Genomic DNA, 18,477 nt, shown 5'->3' with positions numbered 1-18,477 from the left:
CCTCTGCACCAGGAATTTCCCCATGCTTGCCAAACGCAGTATTACCTTGACTGCCGACGCGGTGCTGCCCGAGCCGGTATTGCGCCGTGAAGACATCGCCAACAGTCTGCTGGCTCGCGATATTCTGACTGACGCGCAACGTCAGGCGGAGCAGATGCTGGCACTTGAGCAGGCTAAAGCCGATCGTCGGCATCAGGAGGCGCTTGCGCAGTTCTGGGAGCGTGCCAATGCCTTTCTGGACGAGCTGCACGTCCAGCGCGAAGCCTTGCAGCAGCAAGCCATGACTGCTGTCGAGGAGTTATTGACTGAGGGATTGCGCCAGTTGCTCGACGAAACGACCCTTGCCGAGCGCGCTCGGGCACTGGTCAGGAACCTGGCAGTCAGTCAGCTCAACGAAGCAGTGGCCACGCTCAGCGTTCATCCGGAGATGGCCGAGCCAGTCGCCGAATGGTTGGCAGAGAGTCGTTTTGCCGAGCACTGGGCGCTCAAACGTGATGCGACGCTGGCCACTGAAAGCCTGCGCCTGAGCGACGCCAACGGCGCGTTCGAAATCGATTGGGCAACGCTGCGCAACGGGCTGGCAGGCGCGGAGCCGGCTGCCTGTGTAGGTTCACAAAATAGATGATTCGGGAGGCCCAGCAAACACTGCGAACAAGTCATCTTTTCTGTGAGTGCGGAGCAGGGGAGTCACAGAAAAGATGAGAAAAGCCTACTGGACTCACAAAATAGATGATCTATCGGAACACAGATAGTCTTCCCCGCTTGGCCGTTCATCAACGAGGTTTGTGCACTCAGCCAAAGTGAACAGGCAGTACTAACGGAAGGTCATCAGGTCGAAGTGATACACGCAATCGGTGGCGGCTAACGCTGCCCTGCTTTGAAATGCATTATTGATCACATGACACGATCAAGCCCGCATCAGCGGATGCGAGCTTTCTAGTTACTCCCCCTCGATCAAATAACATGTGCATCACCCACAAAATCATACCGCCGGTGAACAATAGTTATCGTGCTCGGAGAGGCACTCTATCACTCAAGGGACGTGATAAATTTTCGCGAGCAAGTCTTGGACGACGGGCAGCTTCAGCTCGACCTTGCGCTCCAGGAGGAACCGTAGGAACTCGTCGTCCTGCGGCTTTGGAAAATAGTGCGAAGGCTGGAAGTCAAACTTCCAGTTCTCATGTCCCACGAGTTTCAATGCGACATAAATCCGTTGGGCGGCGTTGTTCGGCGCCTGACCCCAGGCGGTGGAAAAGAACATAGCTGATTGGGCGGCCGGCCGTGTGCACAAAAGGCGTCTCGGTGCCAGATCCTCATCTTTGTGCAGCTCGTGTTGGGTGAACCCGCCTAGGCCATAGACGATCGGCGCAGCAGTAGCGGTTGCGCGTGTGGCCGTCATAATTCCCTCGGCATTTGTCTTGAACGTATGAAGAGCAAAAAACAGGGCCACATCAATATCATGCGTGACGTCTAAGCCTACGCTTGGAAGGCCGTAGTGCTGTGCTGTGGCGAAGCCCCACATCCTGTAACGATAGGAATTGACGAAGTTCAGCAGTTCCCGCTGCATCCCCTGTTCTTGAACCCGCTCGTGAACATATAGATCTAGCAATGCGGACCATGCACCAAAGCTGTCCGGGAAGTACAGATTGGTTCTCACTGCGGAAGGCAGCAAAGAGGGCTCATTTACGTCCTCCGCCCCATACAGCCGGAGCAGTTCATCCTTCGTGCGTCCCGCTTTCTCCGTCGTGTAATGGTTGGACTGTCCGCGCCATACACCGCTGAAGTTAGAGTCACCTGATTTCACGCTACCTGCGAGAGCGCGAACCTCCTCAATGGAACCGACCTCGATGACAGGTACTCGGCGGAACGGTACTCGTAAAAATGTTCCATTGGCCAGTTCGTCTAAGGGGCCAACAGGCAGATTTTCCGTGCGCCCGTAAACGGCAGCGCCGTGAGATGGAGTCCAGCTCCAGCAGTTTCCGTAAAATGGATCTACGTAATCAGGCGTTCCTGCGCTCTTGTTGACTTGTCCGATGTCACAGGCAGGGGAGACCCGATCCGCAATCGGATTGACGTTATGCAAGTGGGCGAATAATTGGTCAGCGGAGCGCATCGAGCATTCTCTGGCCGGCCTGGGTTGCGGCTCCCAGCACGGCCGGGTCTACTGGAGGGAGCGTTTGAACATTCACGGCCCGGTAAGCAGTGTCGATGTTGGCGTGGCCTGGCGAGGCAAATTGTGTTCCCACATCCAAGCCAAATACATAGAAACATGCTGCTTCAACGAAGCTGGGCAGACAAGCGTCTGCATAGGGCCTATGAAAAATCTTGGGGCTTCCCCCTGTTTTCTCTTCAGCTTGGGTAACTATGTCGTGCAAATTCTTGGTGAATTCGTACTTATCTAAATAGAGACCCATGAGGCAGTTCAAGGGTGCTCGTATAAGCTCAATCACCGCAGGCTCATCCTTAATGCGGAATGCCAGCTTGCCGCCGATGCTGCTAATCCGGACAACCTGAATGGTGGGTCTGAAACGCAGCGACTGCAAGGCTATTGCAGTCGCCTCAGTAATCTGTGGATCCAGAGCGCGACAAACGGCAACCTTTTGAGGAGGCACTATGTATCCATCTATCAAGTACTTAAGCAGGATTGCGAAAATCTGCTTGAACTCAGGTTCTGCATATTCAAGAGGCAGCAACAACAGGCTGTCAGGTTGGTCGCCCGGTACGGTTCGTTCCTCAAGAATGCGCGCCGCGACCATAACGTCGGCTACGGACGTCCAAGCAGAAAGCTCGCCCAGTATTTCGGCGCTCCTTGCTTTTGGAAAATGCTCGTCGCTCATCAAATTCTCCCCGGGTGTTCACTGTCACGCTGCAATTCTTGCTCTGTGCGCCTAGCTTGCTTAAAACCTTGGCACGCGAAGTACATAAGTCTTGAGTCGATGGTCTCAGCCACAAATTGATCGCAGCTTTTGGCCGCACACTCGGGCTTAGGCGCACATGCAACTTTATTTTTCGATACAGAGAAAAAACAATGTCAACGTCAAGAGAGTACCATGGAAAATCAAGTGCCTAGGGCCTTACATGAGCACCACGTAGGCCTCCCCACTACCGTTCGCTGCTTAGGTTTCAGTGACGTTCTGGCCTTTTTTACAGGACTCTGCGATGGCCCAAACGGTATGAGTTTCCGACGCAGCCTGAAACTTGGTCGCGGATCTCTCAGCGCTCTCGGGCTTTTTTTGGTCACCGCATTGCGGCCACTTGGAGAGCCCCAGTAAAGTAAGGCATGGCAGATCCAGTCGTGAAGTATGCGCTCCAGTAGTGCCAAATCGGTGATGCGCCTTGGCTATTGGTTCGCAGCGCAGTGCTTGCCATTCGATCAAGCTACGAGCTAATCTCGTGTGCACTCTGCGTTAGCAGAGGCCGGGCGTTTTCAAGCCCCAATGTCTGGCCGTAAGGCCCATACCGAGCAGTAGTCCTCATCCAGTTGAGTTTCTGCATACGGACGACACCTTAGCTGTCCGATTGGACGCAAGGAACACATCACGGCCCGCGCACTTTGGTGCTGCGTTGCCAAATAAAAAAGCTTGTACGCTTCTAAGGATCAGATCGCGTAATGGCACGTTTAGAGCTCATGAGGCTCGATGCACTGTTGCCCATTGAGGCGTCAGCAGAGCAAAGATGCTGCCCCCGACACTCATGATCTCGAGGGTAAGACTGGCAAGTACTAGCCAGGAATTTTGGTGTGGTTTTTTGCACATGAGCCCGCCCATTTTCTGCCCCACCCTTACCTTTCAGGTGAGGTACCCGTAACGGTGTTTGTGCGACCTTTAGACGGTCGAACAAATGGCAGATCAAATATCAGCGCCGGCAATCGAGGCGCAAAATCAGCTCAGCGCGCAAATAGGATTTGTGACGACTGCAGCAGGCTTCACTAGGCGTGGCTTTGATGCACTGGAGCATTGGCCACAGCCGAAGCGCAATCAATGTCACGGGGATAAACACCTGTGACGTATCTGGATCCTGCCATCGGTAGGACCAATAAACATTGGCTGAAACACGCCCGCAAAAGAAAGTTCTTCTATTGAGGATCTCTTATGAGCGGATTGCGCGGGCAACCTGATTGGCTGAAAAAGATTTTTCCTTCGATTGTGAAGGAAATTCTGCGTCTGATTTTTCGCAAGCTTGTTGAGTGGGCCTGGGAAAAAATGCGCGAGATGATCAGTTAGCCTTCAAAAAGCGGCCCACCGAGTGGGCCGCTTCCGCCAATGTTGTTCAAAACGTTCGTAACAACCCTATGACTATGTCCAAGGTTGTTTGTCGACTGAAGCGTCAACTTCCACCTTCACTGCACTCATTTCGAAACTTGGGCCTAGGCGCTTTCGGGTCAATTCGCTCATGAACAAGCCGTAGATAGCCACAGCCCGTACTGGTACGCTTTTCGTTAAACTGAAGCGTCAAACTGCCCCCACAGTTTCCGCTGATGCAGTTTTGGCCTGGGCTATCGGCAACCGCCGATATAGCCGAATTCTCGGTAAAGTCCCCAGCTTGGGTGGCGATGCCGCACGAACACACAAATGGCTTCAGGGCCCATCTGAATTTTATGACTCCACCTTCAACCGAACTACACACATGGTGGCCGTTCGGCGCTTCGCCTTTACATCATCGTCATTTCTGACGATGCTTGAGACATGAGATATCCAGGCGGAAAAGGCAAGTGCTACCAGCGCTTTATCAATCTGATGCCACCGCATCAGACATACATCGAATCCCACCTTGGTGGCGGGGCAGTCATGCGCAACAAAAAGGCTGCGCAGAGGAACATTGGCTTGGACCTCGACGCCAAAGTCATTGAGCTTTGGCGAACGAAGTTTCCAGATACCTGCGAACTCCACCAAGTCGATGCAGTTGCGTTCCTTGAAGGGTATCCGTTCGAAGGCCAGGAGCTGGTCTATGTTGATCCGCCCTACGTCCCTGAAACCCGCCGCCGAGCGAAGGTCTATCGATGCGATTACTCGGAAGAAGACCACATCCGCTTACTGCGGTGCTTGGTCGCATTACCTTGCAATGTGATGCTTTCAGGCTATGACTGTGATCTCTACAACCGCGAGCTCATCGGGTGGCGCAAGGTGAGTTTTCCAGCTAAGACCCATGTAGAGCTGCGCGAGGAGACGGTGTGGATGAACTTCGAACCTCCCAGCAGTTTGCACGACAGTCGATACATGGGCGAAACATTCCGAGACCGCCAAACCATTCAGCGTCGCCAAACCAGGCTCCGTACTCGTATCGAGAGCCTAGATCCCATTGAGCGACACGAGTTACTGCAATGGATGCAGGAACACTACGGCATTGCCGAGGAGGCCGCCTGATGCAATTAGGCGCTATTTTCATGGACCAAGCGGTCTTCAATGTCGAGCTGCCCAAAGCAGACGCCGAAGTTATTCCGGGCGTCCCGTGGGGAGCCATGGAGGCGTTCCCAACTCCTGCCTACTGGGCATACCAAGTGTACGCACGCCGTCTCACTGGCGATCGGATCAACTACAAGCTCGGGGTAACGCTGAAAGAAGAAGTTGGCGCGTGCTTGTTGGGGGGGCATGGCATCCCCGCTAGCGTTGGGCTCGCCGCCTTTCACCACGTCAAAGAACGCGGTGCCTTTGGCGACCAACCACCTTCAGAAGAAAGCCTGCTCGAGTGGCTGAAAGAGCCCCTTGTTATCGATGGTCGCCAAGTGCGGTACCGCTTCGCCACACAGAAGGCTCGCTACCTCAGCGCGGCTCTTCAGAAGCTGTCTGCTGAACGGCCTCCGTTAGGCTCTGGCAAAGCGCTGCGCGACTGGCTGCTGGATATTCCAGGCATTGGTTACAAGACCGCATCGTGGGTTGCCCGTAACTGGCTGGATGCGGACGACGTAGCAATCCTGGACATCCACATTCTCCGTGCCGGGCTACTGGGTAGGTTCTTCGAGAGCAACTTGACCGTTGAGCGACACTATCTGGAGCTGGAAGAGCAGTTCATCCGCTTCAGTAAAGGACTTGGCGTCAGGGCATCGGAGCTCGATGCCCTGATGTGGTTGGAGATGATGTCATCGCCCGCCACGGTGCACAGCATCATGGGCATGGGGCACCACGCACCTGATTCAGGTTCTCGTAGCAGACCCAAGAAGAGCAAGGCCAACCCCAGCCAACTTTCCCTGATCGGCTAGGGTACTGGCCCAAGGCTCACCGGTGATACCCAGCGGACAGAAGTTGAGTCCCTGGGCTGTCGCAGTTAATGCCATGACCGCGAGTAGCACCCCAGCGTCACGCCAAACAAGGCTGCATCCATCTTGGTATTTACCCAATGTTTTTCCGGGCTCGGCCAGAAACAGAATTCGTGTTGCCTCATCACCGCCCAGAACCCGCAGACTGAGTTCATAAAGGCCTGCAAGCTTGCCGGTCGAATGTCGGAGCTCTACCAGTTGGTGGGCCCTAGGCTCATATATCCACCATCGATCATCTTCGGGCCGCTTAACGACGATATGTATAGGGTGGATCGCTCCAGCCGAGGGGGCCGCTCGATGCTCCAGATCAAAACCTAGGTTTGACGTACCGGATCCTCGAGTTCTGCATGCATGCCAGAGGAAGGCTCCGAGCTGCAGGTCATAGACGACGCCGAACTCGCGATGCGACGCACGCGCATCCAAAACCTCGCCGAACGGCCGGTCTAATGCCTCCGATGAACCAGGGAGCGGGCAGACATCACCAATTTCCCACTCGAGAGGCTCATACCGCTCAGGAGCCACCCTTGGAATAGGGTCACCCAAGTCGATCCAAGTCATACCCCACCTCTTGAAACACCTCCATGTATTTGTTGCAACCCCGGCAGTTGCCACACGCGACATGCGACTTATGGCAGCTGTGCGCCCAGGCCAGAAGACTCGCAGGGATGCCAGACTCACGGACAAGCTCGGCAGTAGAGAGCTCAATTGCTGGTGCCTCAACCACCATCCCGCCCTCTTGGATGGATACAAGATGGCTGATCGCCGACATGAACTCGGGCGAACCATCCCTGTGGAAACCATCCGATTTCACGGTGCCCAACCACAAGTGCGTCACGCCGAATGAGATTGCCTTCATCGCCGCCAGCGTAACCAGCATCTGGTTCCGGTACGGCCACCAATCAGAGGCTGGAGCCAAGCTGTCGGCTTGGGTACCTGCCATGTCTCCCGAGCCCAGCTGGCGGCAGTCGACCTCAATTACATGATGTGGGATTCCCAACTGTTGGCAGATCGTCCTTGAAGCCTCGATTTCGGCCTGCGCCGCGAGCTGACCGTAGTTCAGGGTGAACGCGATGTCCGGCCGCTTCCACCAAGCAATCGTCAAGGAATCCATACCGCCGGACAACAACAATCCGGTCTTCATAGCACCACCGCTTCCCAGACCGTCTGATAGATCGCACTGACGTAGTCATCGGTGATGCGGCAGTCGGAGCCTTCCATCATTTTCTTATCCTGTTCGGACTCATTTTCCGCGTAAAAAACGACAGGTTTGTTCAATGCCCGAGCGTAGCCAATCTCGTAGATTGTGCCCGAGTCGAGCCCGTCACCAATCGCAAACAAAACGTCGCAATCGCGCACCCCTTCAAGGTCCTTTTCGACCACTTCCTCAGCAGAGCCAAGACCGACGTCATGATATGGGGAAAATACATCCAGCCCCATTGCCTGCAGGTCTCTACGAGCCTGCCCGACTATCCACAGCTCTGCGAGGGTGAAGAATGGTCCTGCGAGGTACACCTTAGGGGCGTAGCCATCGCGATACCGAGCTGACGGTTGCAGCGGGTTCGGCTTGAAGCCAGCAAGCAAAGCCTGGTCGGGGAAGCCTTGATTCTCGCAGTAAAAGGCTGTCGCAATGGATGCAACCGCGGCTGCATCATGAGCCGAAAGATTTTTATCTATCCAGCCCAACGCGAAGTGGGCGGCGAAGGTATCTCCCGAGCCGATCTTCCATACTCGCTCAGTGCGGTATGCAGGTATCGTAGAAATTACGCCGTTGTCATACACCAAGGCACCCAGCGGCCCCATCTTGATAACAACCACCTCAGCGCGCTCCTGCTCGGCAAGCATTATTGCGAGTTCTTGTGGGGTCAACCCATTGGAGGTAGGCACCAACAGATTGGCCTCGTGGCGGTTCAAGACCAGAGCCAGGTGCTTTGCTTCCGAGCCATTGGCCCTGAAAGACTCTGTATCTTCGGCATTCTGTGGATCAAACACTGCGTACTCAGCATCAACTACTGCGGTTCCATCGATCATGCCGAATCGAAGCACCTTCTCGGCGCTAACCTGCAGTTCCGATTTGATGTGAGTACCACGTCGAATATCTGGGTTGGCGAGGCCATGGATGTACTCGAAAGTCACCCCTGCCTGTGTAGCTGTGGCATTGAACTGGAAACCTTCGGCAGCTGCACGGGCATCAACGACGATCTGAGTGCTGCTATCTACACAGGCGTGTAATTCCGCCTGTCCACCGAAACGGGCAATTGCCGTCGCTGCCCGACCTGCCGACCCATAAATATCGTCCCACGCCGGGCGCATGCACCGCTCTCGGTAGACGCCACCTACGATGCTGATCATAGAGCTCTCCTTGCTCGCAGTTAGATGTGGTAAACGCGAAGACGTACTTGCCCGCCACCGACGTGCAGCACACGTGCCTGGTATTGTTCGCCTTGGCTCATGCAGCTCCGCAATTGGTTCAGATGTGGGTCGACAATTCCGCCTGCCTCAGCGCCTTTCCAAAGTGCGGAGACAACCTGCTGATTGCCAGACTGCGAAAAAACAATGTCGAGGACATCGTTGACGCTCAGCTGCCCAACCACCTGTGCTTTCGGTGAAGCTAGCTGGGCATCAAACTGAAGTGCCGCGCAGGAAGTGGTGGGTGTAGATGGACCCAGATAGCTACCGCCAGAACCAGACATTCGCATCTCCTTCGCGAGTCAAATTGAGTGCAAAGCAATATCACATCGGGAAGGCAAAAGGCCATAACATCCTCATCCTCATCCTCTAGCGGCGACCGGCACAACTAAGCATCGTCCCGTATCTGGATCAACGATTTCTCGGCAGCTGGGTGATTTTTCATCAGCGCCAACACACGATGCCCTTGTCTGGAAGTGTCACCTGGAAATGATCAACTCGATCCAGTCGTGATTTGGACTCCGGCTTTGGTAAGCAGCTCGTACAGGGTCGCAATTTTTGTTCGCGTGCCCCGCGAAGCACAGTAAGTGAATATGACCCGCTGTTTAGCACGGGTGAAAGCCACAAAAAATCCTGCCGTAGCCTCAATTTCATCCTGAGAAAAACTCCACCAAGCGCCATCATCCAGTCCGACAAAGATAACGGTGTGATACTCAAGGCCCTTGCTCTTGTGGATCGTCATTAAAGGAATTGCGTGCACGCCTTCGTACATGTCGAGGGTGTGGGACCAGTCCTTACTATGGAGCGAGCTGGATAAAAGATGTTCCGCCGTTGCGTCTAGCACCTTTTCTAGCCAGCTCCCTTGGCCATAGGCGGCGTTGAAACGGATCACATGCTCTACACCCACGAAATTTAGGATGTCGTCAACAAGTGCGCGTGAGGCCACCTTACTTCTCGGGGGGAGGGAGTAGCGTGCGGCCAGTTCGGTTGCATAGGTGTCCAACACACGAGCGAGCCTACTCTGCCTGATTGAGTCATCGGCATCGATCCCTCTCATTGAGGCGAGCCAATTCTGGCAAGTCGACCAATAACTTCCCGCTCTCGGAGTCATTGATAGGCAGAGAAAATTGACCACCAACTTCGAGATTTCCTCTGTCATCAGCTCCTGCAGCATTACTTTGCCGACCATTCCAGCTTCGTTACGCAGCGCCAGATTTTCGTTCGCGAAGGCAGGTTCCAAGAGTTCGGCATATTCTCCCGCCTTTTGTCGAACCAGTATGACGAAGTCTCGAGGAGTCAGTTTCAGGTCGGCAATGTATGACGCTACTGATTGCGCTAACTGACGCGCTTCAGTTTTTGGACTCGGGAAGTCGAGTATTGAACAGCTTTCTCCGTCAATTGTGCCGTCAGTCTGAGATACCGGCTGCACAGCTTGCACATCTAACGCCTGGGCCAACACATGCTGGATACGTACCAAGTCCGGCGAAGATCGGTAATTGTTGAAGAGCGAAGTCCGGACACCTCCGAAATCAGCATCAAAGGCAGAGAAAGGAGCATCCATTGCCATTGCCCAACGCATGATCTGCTGCTTGTTATCTCCGACAGCAGTCACGATGGTTTCTGTGCCTCGAAAAATCGTGCTTACCAGATCGTACTGAACCCTGGTGGTGTCCTGGAATTCGTCCATGAACAAATGCGAATAGGTGAGGCGCAAGGCATCCCGCGCCATCGGATTGACTCGCAGCAGCAATTCAGCGAGACGGCCAATCATTGGGAAAGACAGCACACTTTTGCCACCGCCGTGGAGCGACACTCGCCAGAACGCATCTGCCGCCCATTGCGCGACAGTTGGGTCTGGCCATCCTTCTACAGGTAACGGTGAGCCGAGCAGGTGCCGACGCTCAAAGGTTTTAGACCCTATCTCACGCACATCATTTCTTGTTCCGATTTCCGCAGGTGGCGGTGGAAGGTCATGGAGGTACTCGCGGAAATCTCGCTCCGTATGAGTCGTGATCTCGTAATCGGGCCTTGGCCTCCAGCGGTCAGGTAATGCCTGACCGAAGCGGTCAACCAATCCTTTTGCAAACGCATCAAACGTCATGGAGTCGAAGCGGCTCGCATGGGAGTGGTGACAGCGCTGGCGTACGCGTGCTGCCAGATTAGATGCCGCATCACGTTTGAAGCTGATAGCCAGAATACGCCGTGGAGATGGCGCAGTGTCCGTCTGAAGGAGAAAGGCGGCGCGCTGCGCAAGCAGTTCTGTCTTGCCAGCGCCTGGTCCGGCAATAACGGACCGATTTTTTTTTGAACGAACCACTTTCAGCGCATTCGCTTCCAGAGCTTTAACCCCGACGGGTTTCCAATCCCCTCGAGCTATTCGGCGTGACGAAACGGCCATGATCAGTCTCGCCTCAGGGAGCTTGCAATATGTCGAACGACCTCAGCCAGAACTACAGGCATATCTGCGGTTAGGCTCGCTTTACTAACACGCGTCAATGCCGCCAGATGCGTGGCTGGTTTGCTATGGGTGAGGAAGTGGTAACGATAGCTCGGAAACAACGCCGGGTAATCCTCATAGGGTCCCGTGTATACCGAAAGTCCTGGACCTGACGTCCCCAGCACAACCTCTGCTGCCTTGTCTGCGGTCATACGTGGACCACCCCCTTTTGGAATTACGGCGGCATAGTCATCGGGGAAGGCATTAAGCATTGCGAGATCAAGGTCGAGCGGAGCGGAAAAGTAGACCCCGTACTCCTTCAGCCTATTGATCCAGCTCAACTGAGTGGAGTGATTTGCTACATTGCGCCATCCGTGCATCCCTTGCAGTTCTTCGTCGGTCAAACTGCCGGTTGATGTTTGTAGCAATTTGGATTTAGGTGCACCGAACTCAATAAGCTTCTCTAGGGCTGTCTTTACTCGCCCCCATCCTCCACCATCACGACCGAGATCCAAGTCCAGAAGAGTTGCGTAGGGAATACCTAGCCCCTTAAGCAAGCGCCAGAAATATTGGACGTGTCGTCCTCCTAGAGGGACGATCGCGACAAAAGCAGGATCGATGAGGAGGTCAAGAGCTTCAGCGAGTTGAGGCAGGACGATTCTTTCCGAATCACCCTCAACGAGTAGGACAAACCTCGCGAAGTAAAGCTCGGGATAGGCCAATATGGCACCACGCACAAACTTGCTGGCCTCCACATCATCAGTTGGCAGCTCAATTCGCTTCACATTAGATACGCGCGTCTTTGCGTTACAGCGGCAGTACCGGACCTCGCTTGGCTCGACTCGGCTAAGAACCGCCGGCGAATGACTCGTGATTATGGCCTGCGCACCGCTAGCCTCAGTCAACGATCGAACCTGTCGGATGATGCGAGCAAGAAAGTAGGGTGAAAGGTGGTTTTCTGGTTCCTCAAGAGCAAACAGTGTGAGAGCGGGAATATGGAGTGCATCCTCTCGAAATCCGGCCACAGAACCTTCAACGACCTCGCGCTCTAGGTCAAAAACGGCGGCGGCCAATGCAAAATAGAATAGCGACTGCTGTCCGTCGCTGAGGGCTTCAATACCTCTTTCTCGCCCGTCGGGTCCCTGCTCAAATATGACCGCGATCTTGTTGATCACTTCCTCAAACCGTCGGCTCACCAGACTGAGCCTAGGCTTGGTATTGGAAACGTCGTCATGCAGGTCTGCCCAGCGTGTTTGCAGAGCCTCGGTGATTGCGGCGATCGCACACTCGCCTTCAAACGCAGCGGTAAGGCTCTCAGTCGCCTCTTGCACTTTGTCTTCGGTGTCGGAGGACCATTCAATGGCCCTCAGGAGACGTGCGGCCAGCGTACCGGCAGTTGCTCGGATTTGGCTGGCGGCGTCTCGACTTGCCGGGGTGTAATAAAGTTGTATGAGGCCCCGATCGGTCACTGCCACCGGTTGGTATTTGTCCTCTGCGGGCTCGTCATCTAAGCAATCGATCCAAAAAAGATTCTGTGACACCTCGCCCTCAAGCGTACCGTCGTCATCCCACTGTGCTTCAAGCCGCATTCGGCAAACGGGCGCCTGGGCTGCTCTCGTAATCAGCATGTGCCGAAATGAAGGGGCGATGGTTTCCGCGGTTGCAGACCCGTCCAGCAACTCGGGGAAGGCAACGATCGCCTCGATGAAGAGCTCTTTGGAATCGCGGCTCTCAGGATCCTGTCCAGGAGCTAGGTGGAAATCGGAAAGTGATACGGTGCGCTGCGCCCGCGTAACCCCAAACAGCTTCGACATAGCCTGCAAAAGCGCAGTTTTACCCGCGGCGTTAGGGCCAACGATCGTAGTGACCTCATCCGAGATCGGAATGGAAATCTCATTCGGGCCGAAACAGCGAAAGCCAGAGATCGTGATCGACTCGATGCGCACAGGTTCCTTCCTCAATGCGGTAAAAGGCACATGCCCATTACTATTGGGCGAGGTTAGCGCAGTAATTGTTCGCGCACAGCCCTTGAACCCGGATTTTTATGCCATTTTCGCTTGTCAGGCCAAAACGTCGGGCTAACTGCGTGAGAGCAGCAAGCTGATTCCAGGGCCCCGAACAGCAAGCGAGAACACCCTTAATCCATTAATGAGCGTTTCGATAACCATCTTCACCTGATCTAATTATGGGCCGACCTGGCTTCGTACTACTCGTACTAGAGAGCTCTACTAAATGCCGAACCCTCCACGCAATCATCACTTCGTCCCTCAACATTTCCTCAAAGCTTGGCAACACAAAAATGGCAGAATTTACCGTTATCGCCGGTTGCCTTCGAGCGGTGCGATCGAAATCAAGTCAGTGGCCATAAAGCATACTGCTTCGATCCAAGACCTTTATCGGCTCGACTTTGCAGATGGAGGATTTGAGGTCGAATCCAGCTTTATCACCCCTATGATTGATGAAGCGGGTCATAAAATCATCGAGAAGGCGCGTGACAGCAGTGTTCAAGATTGGGAATTGGACGACCGTCGGCAATTGGCAAACACGCTGACACTGATGGAGGCTCGCCACCCAGACATCCTCAAAGCCATGGATGTCCGCCAAGAGCTTGAGCTGTTCAGGAAGGAGATGAAAGACGGACAGCGGTCCTCGCATCGCTCAATTGATGAAGTTATCGATTACCTCAAAGCAAGCAGCTCTCTGGGTGTGCTGTCATTACTTTTGCTTGCCCAGAACGAACAAGTCCCGTTGATTGACGAGGCGTTTTCAGATGGCCTTGTGGCAGCGAACATGCGGGAATATAGCTGGGAGCCACCTTGCTTGCTCGCGTCAGATTACCCACCATCCCGCTGGGGGCATTATCTGAAAGACCTGCTGCTCATCATCGCAATCGCGCCAGGTAAAGGATTGGTGTATTCCAGCGATCCTAACGTTACGGTTTACGATCGACTTAAGCCGCACACACGTGCTCGGCTCATCAACCTATACACGTTGGCGAAGGCACGTACGGCTTACTACATCGACGATACGCAAGGTGAGTTTGTAGACACGCATCTCGGCTGGGCTCACGACTGTACTACCCTCAAAGAGCAGCAGGAATATATCTCAAACTTCTTGATGGGCGAAGATGCCTGGGATCTTGAATGCCTCGACTGAGTGTGGATCCTATTTAACCTGGCGCCGCGTCACGGTATACATAGTCAATAACTGCCTACGCCTCACCAAAAAGGACCCCACGTGATGCAGATGAAGGCTGAAGATAAGGTCGTCTCGCCCTCCCAGTTCATGCGTCAGATCCGGCCCGAGCTCTATTCCGACTCTACCCGCAAGATCAAATACCAGCTCAAAGCTGAGGTCCTGTCTCATCACTTGGAGACCATCACCGAGCGTAATCAGACGCATGACTTTGAATTGTTCTGTCGCAAGCTTTGCGAGCGGACGATTTGTCCGAACCTGAGGCCGGCGACTGGGCCGGAGGGCGGTGGTGACAGCAAGGCCGACACCGAGACCTCTCCAGTTTCTGACGAAATAAGCACCCTGACTTTTGTTGGTACGGCAAATAGCGGCACCGAACGGTGGGCTTTTGCTTTCAGCGCAAAAAAAACCTGGGCCGACAAGGCCAGATCCGATGTGAACGGTATCGTGGCCACCGACCGTGGATACACCAAGATCTTTTTTGTGACATCGAGAGCTGCGCGTGCGAAAGATCGTGCCCGCGTAGAAGATGAGCTGAGCCGTTTATACGGTGTCCGGGTAACCATTCATGACCGAGCGTGGATTATCAATGAGGTTATCGATAAAAACCGCCTGGACCTCGCGGTCAACTATTTGAAAATCGGTGACGAAACGGACGATCTAGCTCTAGGCCCATCAGACTATTCCCGTAAGCAGCAGCTTGCAGATATTGAGCGAGAGCTTGAGGATCCTTCTGCATTTGTTGGGATGAAAATGCAGCGCGCGTCGGAGGCACTTTTGGCAGCAACTCTGGCGCGAGGGCTGGAGTTGCCGCGAACGGATGTGGATGGCAGATTTCTTCGTGCTATCCGGCTGGCGGACGAGGGGGGGACGTACCGACAGCAGCTCACCGCACGTTACGAGTCTCTCTGGACTGCGTTCTGGTGGTTTGATGACATCAAGGCGATTCTCGATGGGTATGAGGGGTTCGAGACTCGGGTCATCGATGATGAGAATGCGATAAACCTCGAGATGCTCTGCAACCTCTTGCAACTCCTGTTCAATATGGTCATTCACCGTCATCGCACACCGGAAGAGGTAAGACTTGAACCCCGGATAGCCCGACTGTCCTCTCGTCTTGCCGAAATGGCGAGCGATAGCAGCCGCCCGAACAACGCCCTTGAGGCAAGGACTTCTCTGCTCACGATCCAGCTCAACGAAGCTTTTATCTTCGGACACCCAGAACAGGTTTCATCGCTGTGGCCAAAGTTCTCCGACACTCTCTTGGAGGCTGATGGTTTAGGGGAGTTTAACGCCAAGCGACTGGTAAGGCTTATCGAAGTGTTCGGCGAGGCAGCAGGCAAAGATGGCGGTTACCGAAAGCTTGTAGACCAACTATCTGACTTCGTGGCTAAGCGCTCAGGAGAAGTTCAAGGGGCAGTGGTATTGCTCAATCGCGCTAAGCAGCTCGACTTCGACGAAAAAATGGAGGTGATCCGGCTTCTCGGTAAAGCAGTCCGGCTGCTTTCCAAAAAGGAGAACGCTGGAGATCTCGCCGACGCACAGCTTCAACTGGCGCTTGCTTACCAAAGTGCAGGCTTGCTTTGGGCAGCACGCGCGGGCTGTACCTCAGCAGCGGCGACCCTCTTCATCGAAGGTGAAAAGGATGGAGAGCCACCGCTAATAGTGTTCCCGGCGCTCATGAACGCAGCATGGCAAGCAGCCCAGCTTAAGCACTTCCCCGAATTGCTTGAAACTATCCAGATTGCGCGGGGATGCCTGGCCTCTCTGCCTTTCAGTGATAGCGCAAAGAAGCGCGCCGCTGAACAGCTGAAAGACTATGACATGGTCCTTGCCTGTCAGTTGGCAAACCTGTCCAGGGATCAGATTCCAAGGCTGAAATCGATCCCTGATGTCCTCGCAGGATTAGGACTGGATGTAAGCAGGACTACGCTGCTATACCTCTTGGGATATGAGGACGTACTGAGAAAGGAAGGTTGGGTACCCGAAAGCGAAACTACTGAGGCTGTTGAGACTTTTTTCAATCAGTTAGCAGGACAGCCGGCGGGCGATGCGAGCTGGCGACCGCCAATTTTCAACGGCCCGGATGCTCAAGAGTATGTCACCTCGGTATTGGGCGTTCAGGTGCATGTTCGGCATGAACCTACCGATGTGAGTATCACCGTCGCCGAAGCCATCGTCGGGACGATCGAGGCCTTCTTCGCAACAGCGTTTGAGCTAGAAGCTTTCGCTCATACAGAGCGTTTCCAAATCGAGATCATCGAAACGGAAATCGCGTCTTTCTAGATTGCTGCTGATTTGGATCGAATGAGCGTGACCGTCCGCTGGCCTAAGAATATGTTCCCGTGGAACCCGGCGGTTCACAGCGATTTTCTCTCCATGCTGCTAGAAGTCGCAGCCATAGTTTTCTCTGCGACTTGCACCGCAAAGAATTTCGAAGATGCCGTTGACCAGCTATTCAAAGCAGATGCCGCAATGGAACGGGTCGCGATGATCGGTTCGCTTTGTTTTAGTCGGGAGCGCATTTTCAATGGTGTGGCACGCCTTGAGTTGTGGGAAAAGCATGCACTAAAAACGTTCGAAGCCACTCCAAGTAGGCCGCAGGTTAGACGAGATCCGAAGGCAGCCAGAGCAGGCGTGCAACCCGAGAAACCACTACCCACCGATGCAGAACCTCCGAAGTTTGCGGACCATCGCGGTGTAGCAGTACGATCAGTGATCGACGTTCACCTTTGGGACCGCGCTCGCTGGACAGGCGTGGCTTATGGGGCGCTCGATCTAGCAGCCCCGCCCTTCATGGCGCTAATGTTCAGACATCGGGATGCGGCCGTAAAAATTTTTGAGCGGTGGCGAGAGCGATTCGGGACAATAGATAAGAACGATGAGATCCTCATCGACATAGTTCGCAATTTTTCCTCAGAGCATCCATCGCATTACGGAATGGCTATCACTTCAAACATCCAAAGGGATGAAGAAGATCAACGAACGCCGATGCTCACTGTACGCTCCATAACAATGGAGCCTGCAAGTGAGGTAAATCTTTCAAGGTTTTTGGCAGACTACAAGAAGGCCGGGGCTTACCTGTTAATGCCCATGGTCCTACTCCCAGGGCATCCACCGCAACTCATCAAAGAGGTATACCTTCTGAAGAAGTCGTTGACCGTCAGTGAGGCTTCTGACGTAGGTCCAAACGACTTAGGGTATATGTTCCTTTACCCCCGAGGCTTCGACCGAAGCCCTGGATGAGCGTGAATCATTCGATAACTTCGGAGGCAGATTGAAACGGATCGCTTGCCTGGGATGGGGCTCTCTGATTTGGGAGCCTAGGGATCTCCCTATTCGTGGCCCGTGGGCAGAGGACGGACCTTTGCTGTCGGTTGAGTTCGCTAGGCAATCACAAGACGGGCGGATGACGCTGGTGCTGGTCGAAAACGAGCGTCTAGTCCCTTCGCAGTGGGTGTTCATGGAGTCGGCGGATCTTGCATCCGCCGTCGAAGCATTACGTCTGAGAGAGGGCATTCCCGCTAAGAACGTGGGTAAGCATATCGGCCAGTGGTCTCGCGGTGAAGCCGCACCAACATCTATACCTTCCTTGACTGGATGGGCGGATGCGCGCGGTATTACCGACGTCGTTTGGACCGGCTTACCGCCGAAATTCAGTGGGCAGGAAACCACACCGTCAGCTGACCAGGTCGTCGAGTATTTGCTCAAGCTCTCTGGCGAAAAACTCCAACGTGCTGAGCGATACGTTCGCTTGGCTCCTGCGCAGATTGATACTCGATACCGGAGCCAAATTGAATTAACGCTTGGCTGGTCTCCTTATGTTGCAGATAGCAAACTTTAGCCTGGATTTGAGTTGAGCAGGACGTTGTTAATCCTTGGGACGGGCTCTCATCTGGCGGCCGAGCGCCGACGCTGCGTCAAAAAACCAAGACGCAGGGCAGGCGTAGCGGCGCCTTTCGACAGGCAACACTGTGCCGTCGAGTAGTCTCGCTAAGGTCGAAAAGATGAGGGAGGATTGACAGCCGCTTTGAAAAAATAGACATTGCGGGTTCTCAGGACGCAAGTCTGCTTCGCTAAGCGCGGTCAGTCCTCTCAGGATTGGCCGCGTTTTTCTACATTTTGGGCTCTCCTTTTCTGCTCATAGGTCATGATATTTATGACTGATCAGAATCTCAAGCAAACG

The 18,477-nt window shown here is 54.2% G+C and carries 15 protein-coding genes; 8 read left to right on the top strand and 7 right to left on the bottom strand.

The features are described 5' to 3' along the window. Positions 1-22 precede the first annotated feature (22 nt). Positions 23-625: a type III secretion system stator protein SctL gene (sctL, locus tag JOE34_RS00075; RefSeq protein ID WP_209994913.1), complete on the top strand. Its 603-nt coding sequence runs from the start codon at positions 23-25 to the stop codon at positions 623-625. A 408-nt stretch (positions 626-1,033) separates the two neighbouring features. On the opposite strand, the gene JOE34_RS00070 is transcribed toward sctL, so the two are convergent. Beyond that, complete coding sequence (locus tag JOE34_RS00070) at positions 1,034-2,113, bottom strand: FRG domain-containing protein (protein ID WP_010424330.1); 1,080 nt, start codon at positions 2,111-2,113, stop codon at positions 1,034-1,036. Further along, positions 2,100-2,837 carry a hypothetical protein gene (locus tag JOE34_RS00065; protein WP_010424328.1) on the bottom strand — a complete coding sequence of 246 codons (738 nt, stop codon included), beginning with the start codon at positions 2,835-2,837 and terminating at the stop codon, positions 2,100-2,102. Before JOE34_RS00065 ends, JOE34_RS00070 begins: the two co-directional genes overlap by 14 nt. Before the next feature lie 1,254 nt (positions 2,838-4,091). Between JOE34_RS00065 and JOE34_RS26030 the strand changes: the two genes are divergently transcribed. The 3 genes from JOE34_RS26030 to JOE34_RS00055 all read left to right on the top strand — a co-directional run bounded on the left by JOE34_RS26030 (position 4,092) and on the right by JOE34_RS00055 (position 6,196). Next, entirely contained in the window at positions 4,092-4,223 is a 132-nt protein-coding gene (locus JOE34_RS26030) for a hypothetical protein (protein ID WP_010424327.1), read from the top strand. 462 nt (positions 4,224-4,685) lie between these two features. Further along, the gene (locus tag JOE34_RS00060; protein ID WP_010424326.1) at positions 4,686-5,363 is read left to right on the top strand and encodes a DNA adenine methylase; all 678 of its coding nucleotides are present in this window, start codon (positions 4,686-4,688) and stop codon (positions 5,361-5,363) included. Next, positions 5,363-6,196, top strand: a complete 834-nt coding sequence (locus JOE34_RS00055) for a hypothetical protein (protein ID WP_010424325.1) — start codon at positions 5,363-5,365, stop codon at positions 6,194-6,196. Before JOE34_RS00060 ends, JOE34_RS00055 begins: the two co-directional genes overlap by 1 nt. A 592-nt stretch (positions 6,197-6,788) precedes the next feature. Here JOE34_RS00055 and JOE34_RS00045 read toward each other — a convergent pair. The 5 genes from JOE34_RS00045 to JOE34_RS00025 all read right to left on the bottom strand — a co-directional run bounded on the left by JOE34_RS00045 (position 6,789) and on the right by JOE34_RS00025 (position 13,042). Then, positions 6,789-7,394, bottom strand: a complete 606-nt coding sequence (locus tag JOE34_RS00045) for a 7-cyano-7-deazaguanine synthase (protein ID WP_010424323.1) — start codon at positions 7,392-7,394, stop codon at positions 6,789-6,791. Then, entirely contained in the window at positions 7,391-8,602 is a 1,212-nt protein-coding gene (locus JOE34_RS00040; protein ID WP_010424321.1) for a PfkB family carbohydrate kinase, read from the bottom strand. The genes JOE34_RS00045 and JOE34_RS00040 overlap by 4 nt, the downstream gene beginning before the upstream one ends. Before the next feature lie 20 nt (positions 8,603-8,622). After that, positions 8,623-8,943 (bottom strand): hypothetical protein, encoded by a 321-nt coding sequence (locus JOE34_RS00035; protein ID WP_209994912.1) that lies wholly within the window; start codon positions 8,941-8,943, stop codon positions 8,623-8,625. Between the two features lie 209 nt (positions 8,944-9,152). Beyond that, positions 9,153-11,057, bottom strand: coding sequence for an ATP-dependent helicase (locus tag JOE34_RS00030; RefSeq protein WP_209994911.1), 1,905 nt, complete (start codon positions 11,055-11,057; stop codon positions 9,153-9,155). Between the two features lie 2 nt (positions 11,058-11,059). Further along, on the bottom strand, positions 11,060-13,042 hold the full coding sequence (locus JOE34_RS00025) for an AAA family ATPase (protein WP_010424314.1): 1,983 nt from the start codon (positions 13,040-13,042) through the stop codon (positions 11,060-11,062). A gap of 286 nt (positions 13,043-13,328) precedes the next feature. Between JOE34_RS00025 and JOE34_RS00020 the strand changes: the two genes are divergently transcribed. The 4 genes from JOE34_RS00020 to JOE34_RS00005 all read left to right on the top strand — a co-directional run bounded on the left by JOE34_RS00020 (position 13,329) and on the right by JOE34_RS00005 (position 18,135). Continuing rightward, positions 13,329-14,252 (top strand): DUF4238 domain-containing protein, encoded by a 924-nt coding sequence (locus tag JOE34_RS00020; protein WP_010424311.1) that lies wholly within the window; start codon positions 13,329-13,331, stop codon positions 14,250-14,252. 81 nt (positions 14,253-14,333) lie between these two features. Continuing rightward, positions 14,334-16,577, top strand: a complete 2,244-nt coding sequence (locus JOE34_RS00015; protein ID WP_209994910.1) for a hypothetical protein — start codon at positions 14,334-14,336, stop codon at positions 16,575-16,577. Between the two features lie 21 nt (positions 16,578-16,598). Next, positions 16,599-17,537, top strand: a complete 939-nt coding sequence (locus JOE34_RS00010) for a hypothetical protein (RefSeq protein WP_209994909.1) — start codon at positions 16,599-16,601, stop codon at positions 17,535-17,537. A 163-nt stretch (positions 17,538-17,700) separates the two neighbouring features. Further along, entirely contained in the window at positions 17,701-18,135 is a 435-nt protein-coding gene (locus JOE34_RS00005; protein ID WP_010424307.1) for a hypothetical protein, read from the top strand. The last annotated feature ends 342 nt before the right edge of the window (positions 18,136-18,477 follow it).

Origin of the sequence: Pseudomonas sp. PvP028 (assembly GCF_017832255.1) — a bacterium.
Taxonomy (GTDB): domain Bacteria; phylum Pseudomonadota; class Gammaproteobacteria; order Pseudomonadales; family Pseudomonadaceae; genus Aquipseudomonas; species Aquipseudomonas syringae.
Note: the sequence above shows the minus strand (reverse complement) of the source record. Positions and strands in the feature narration are given on the sequence as shown.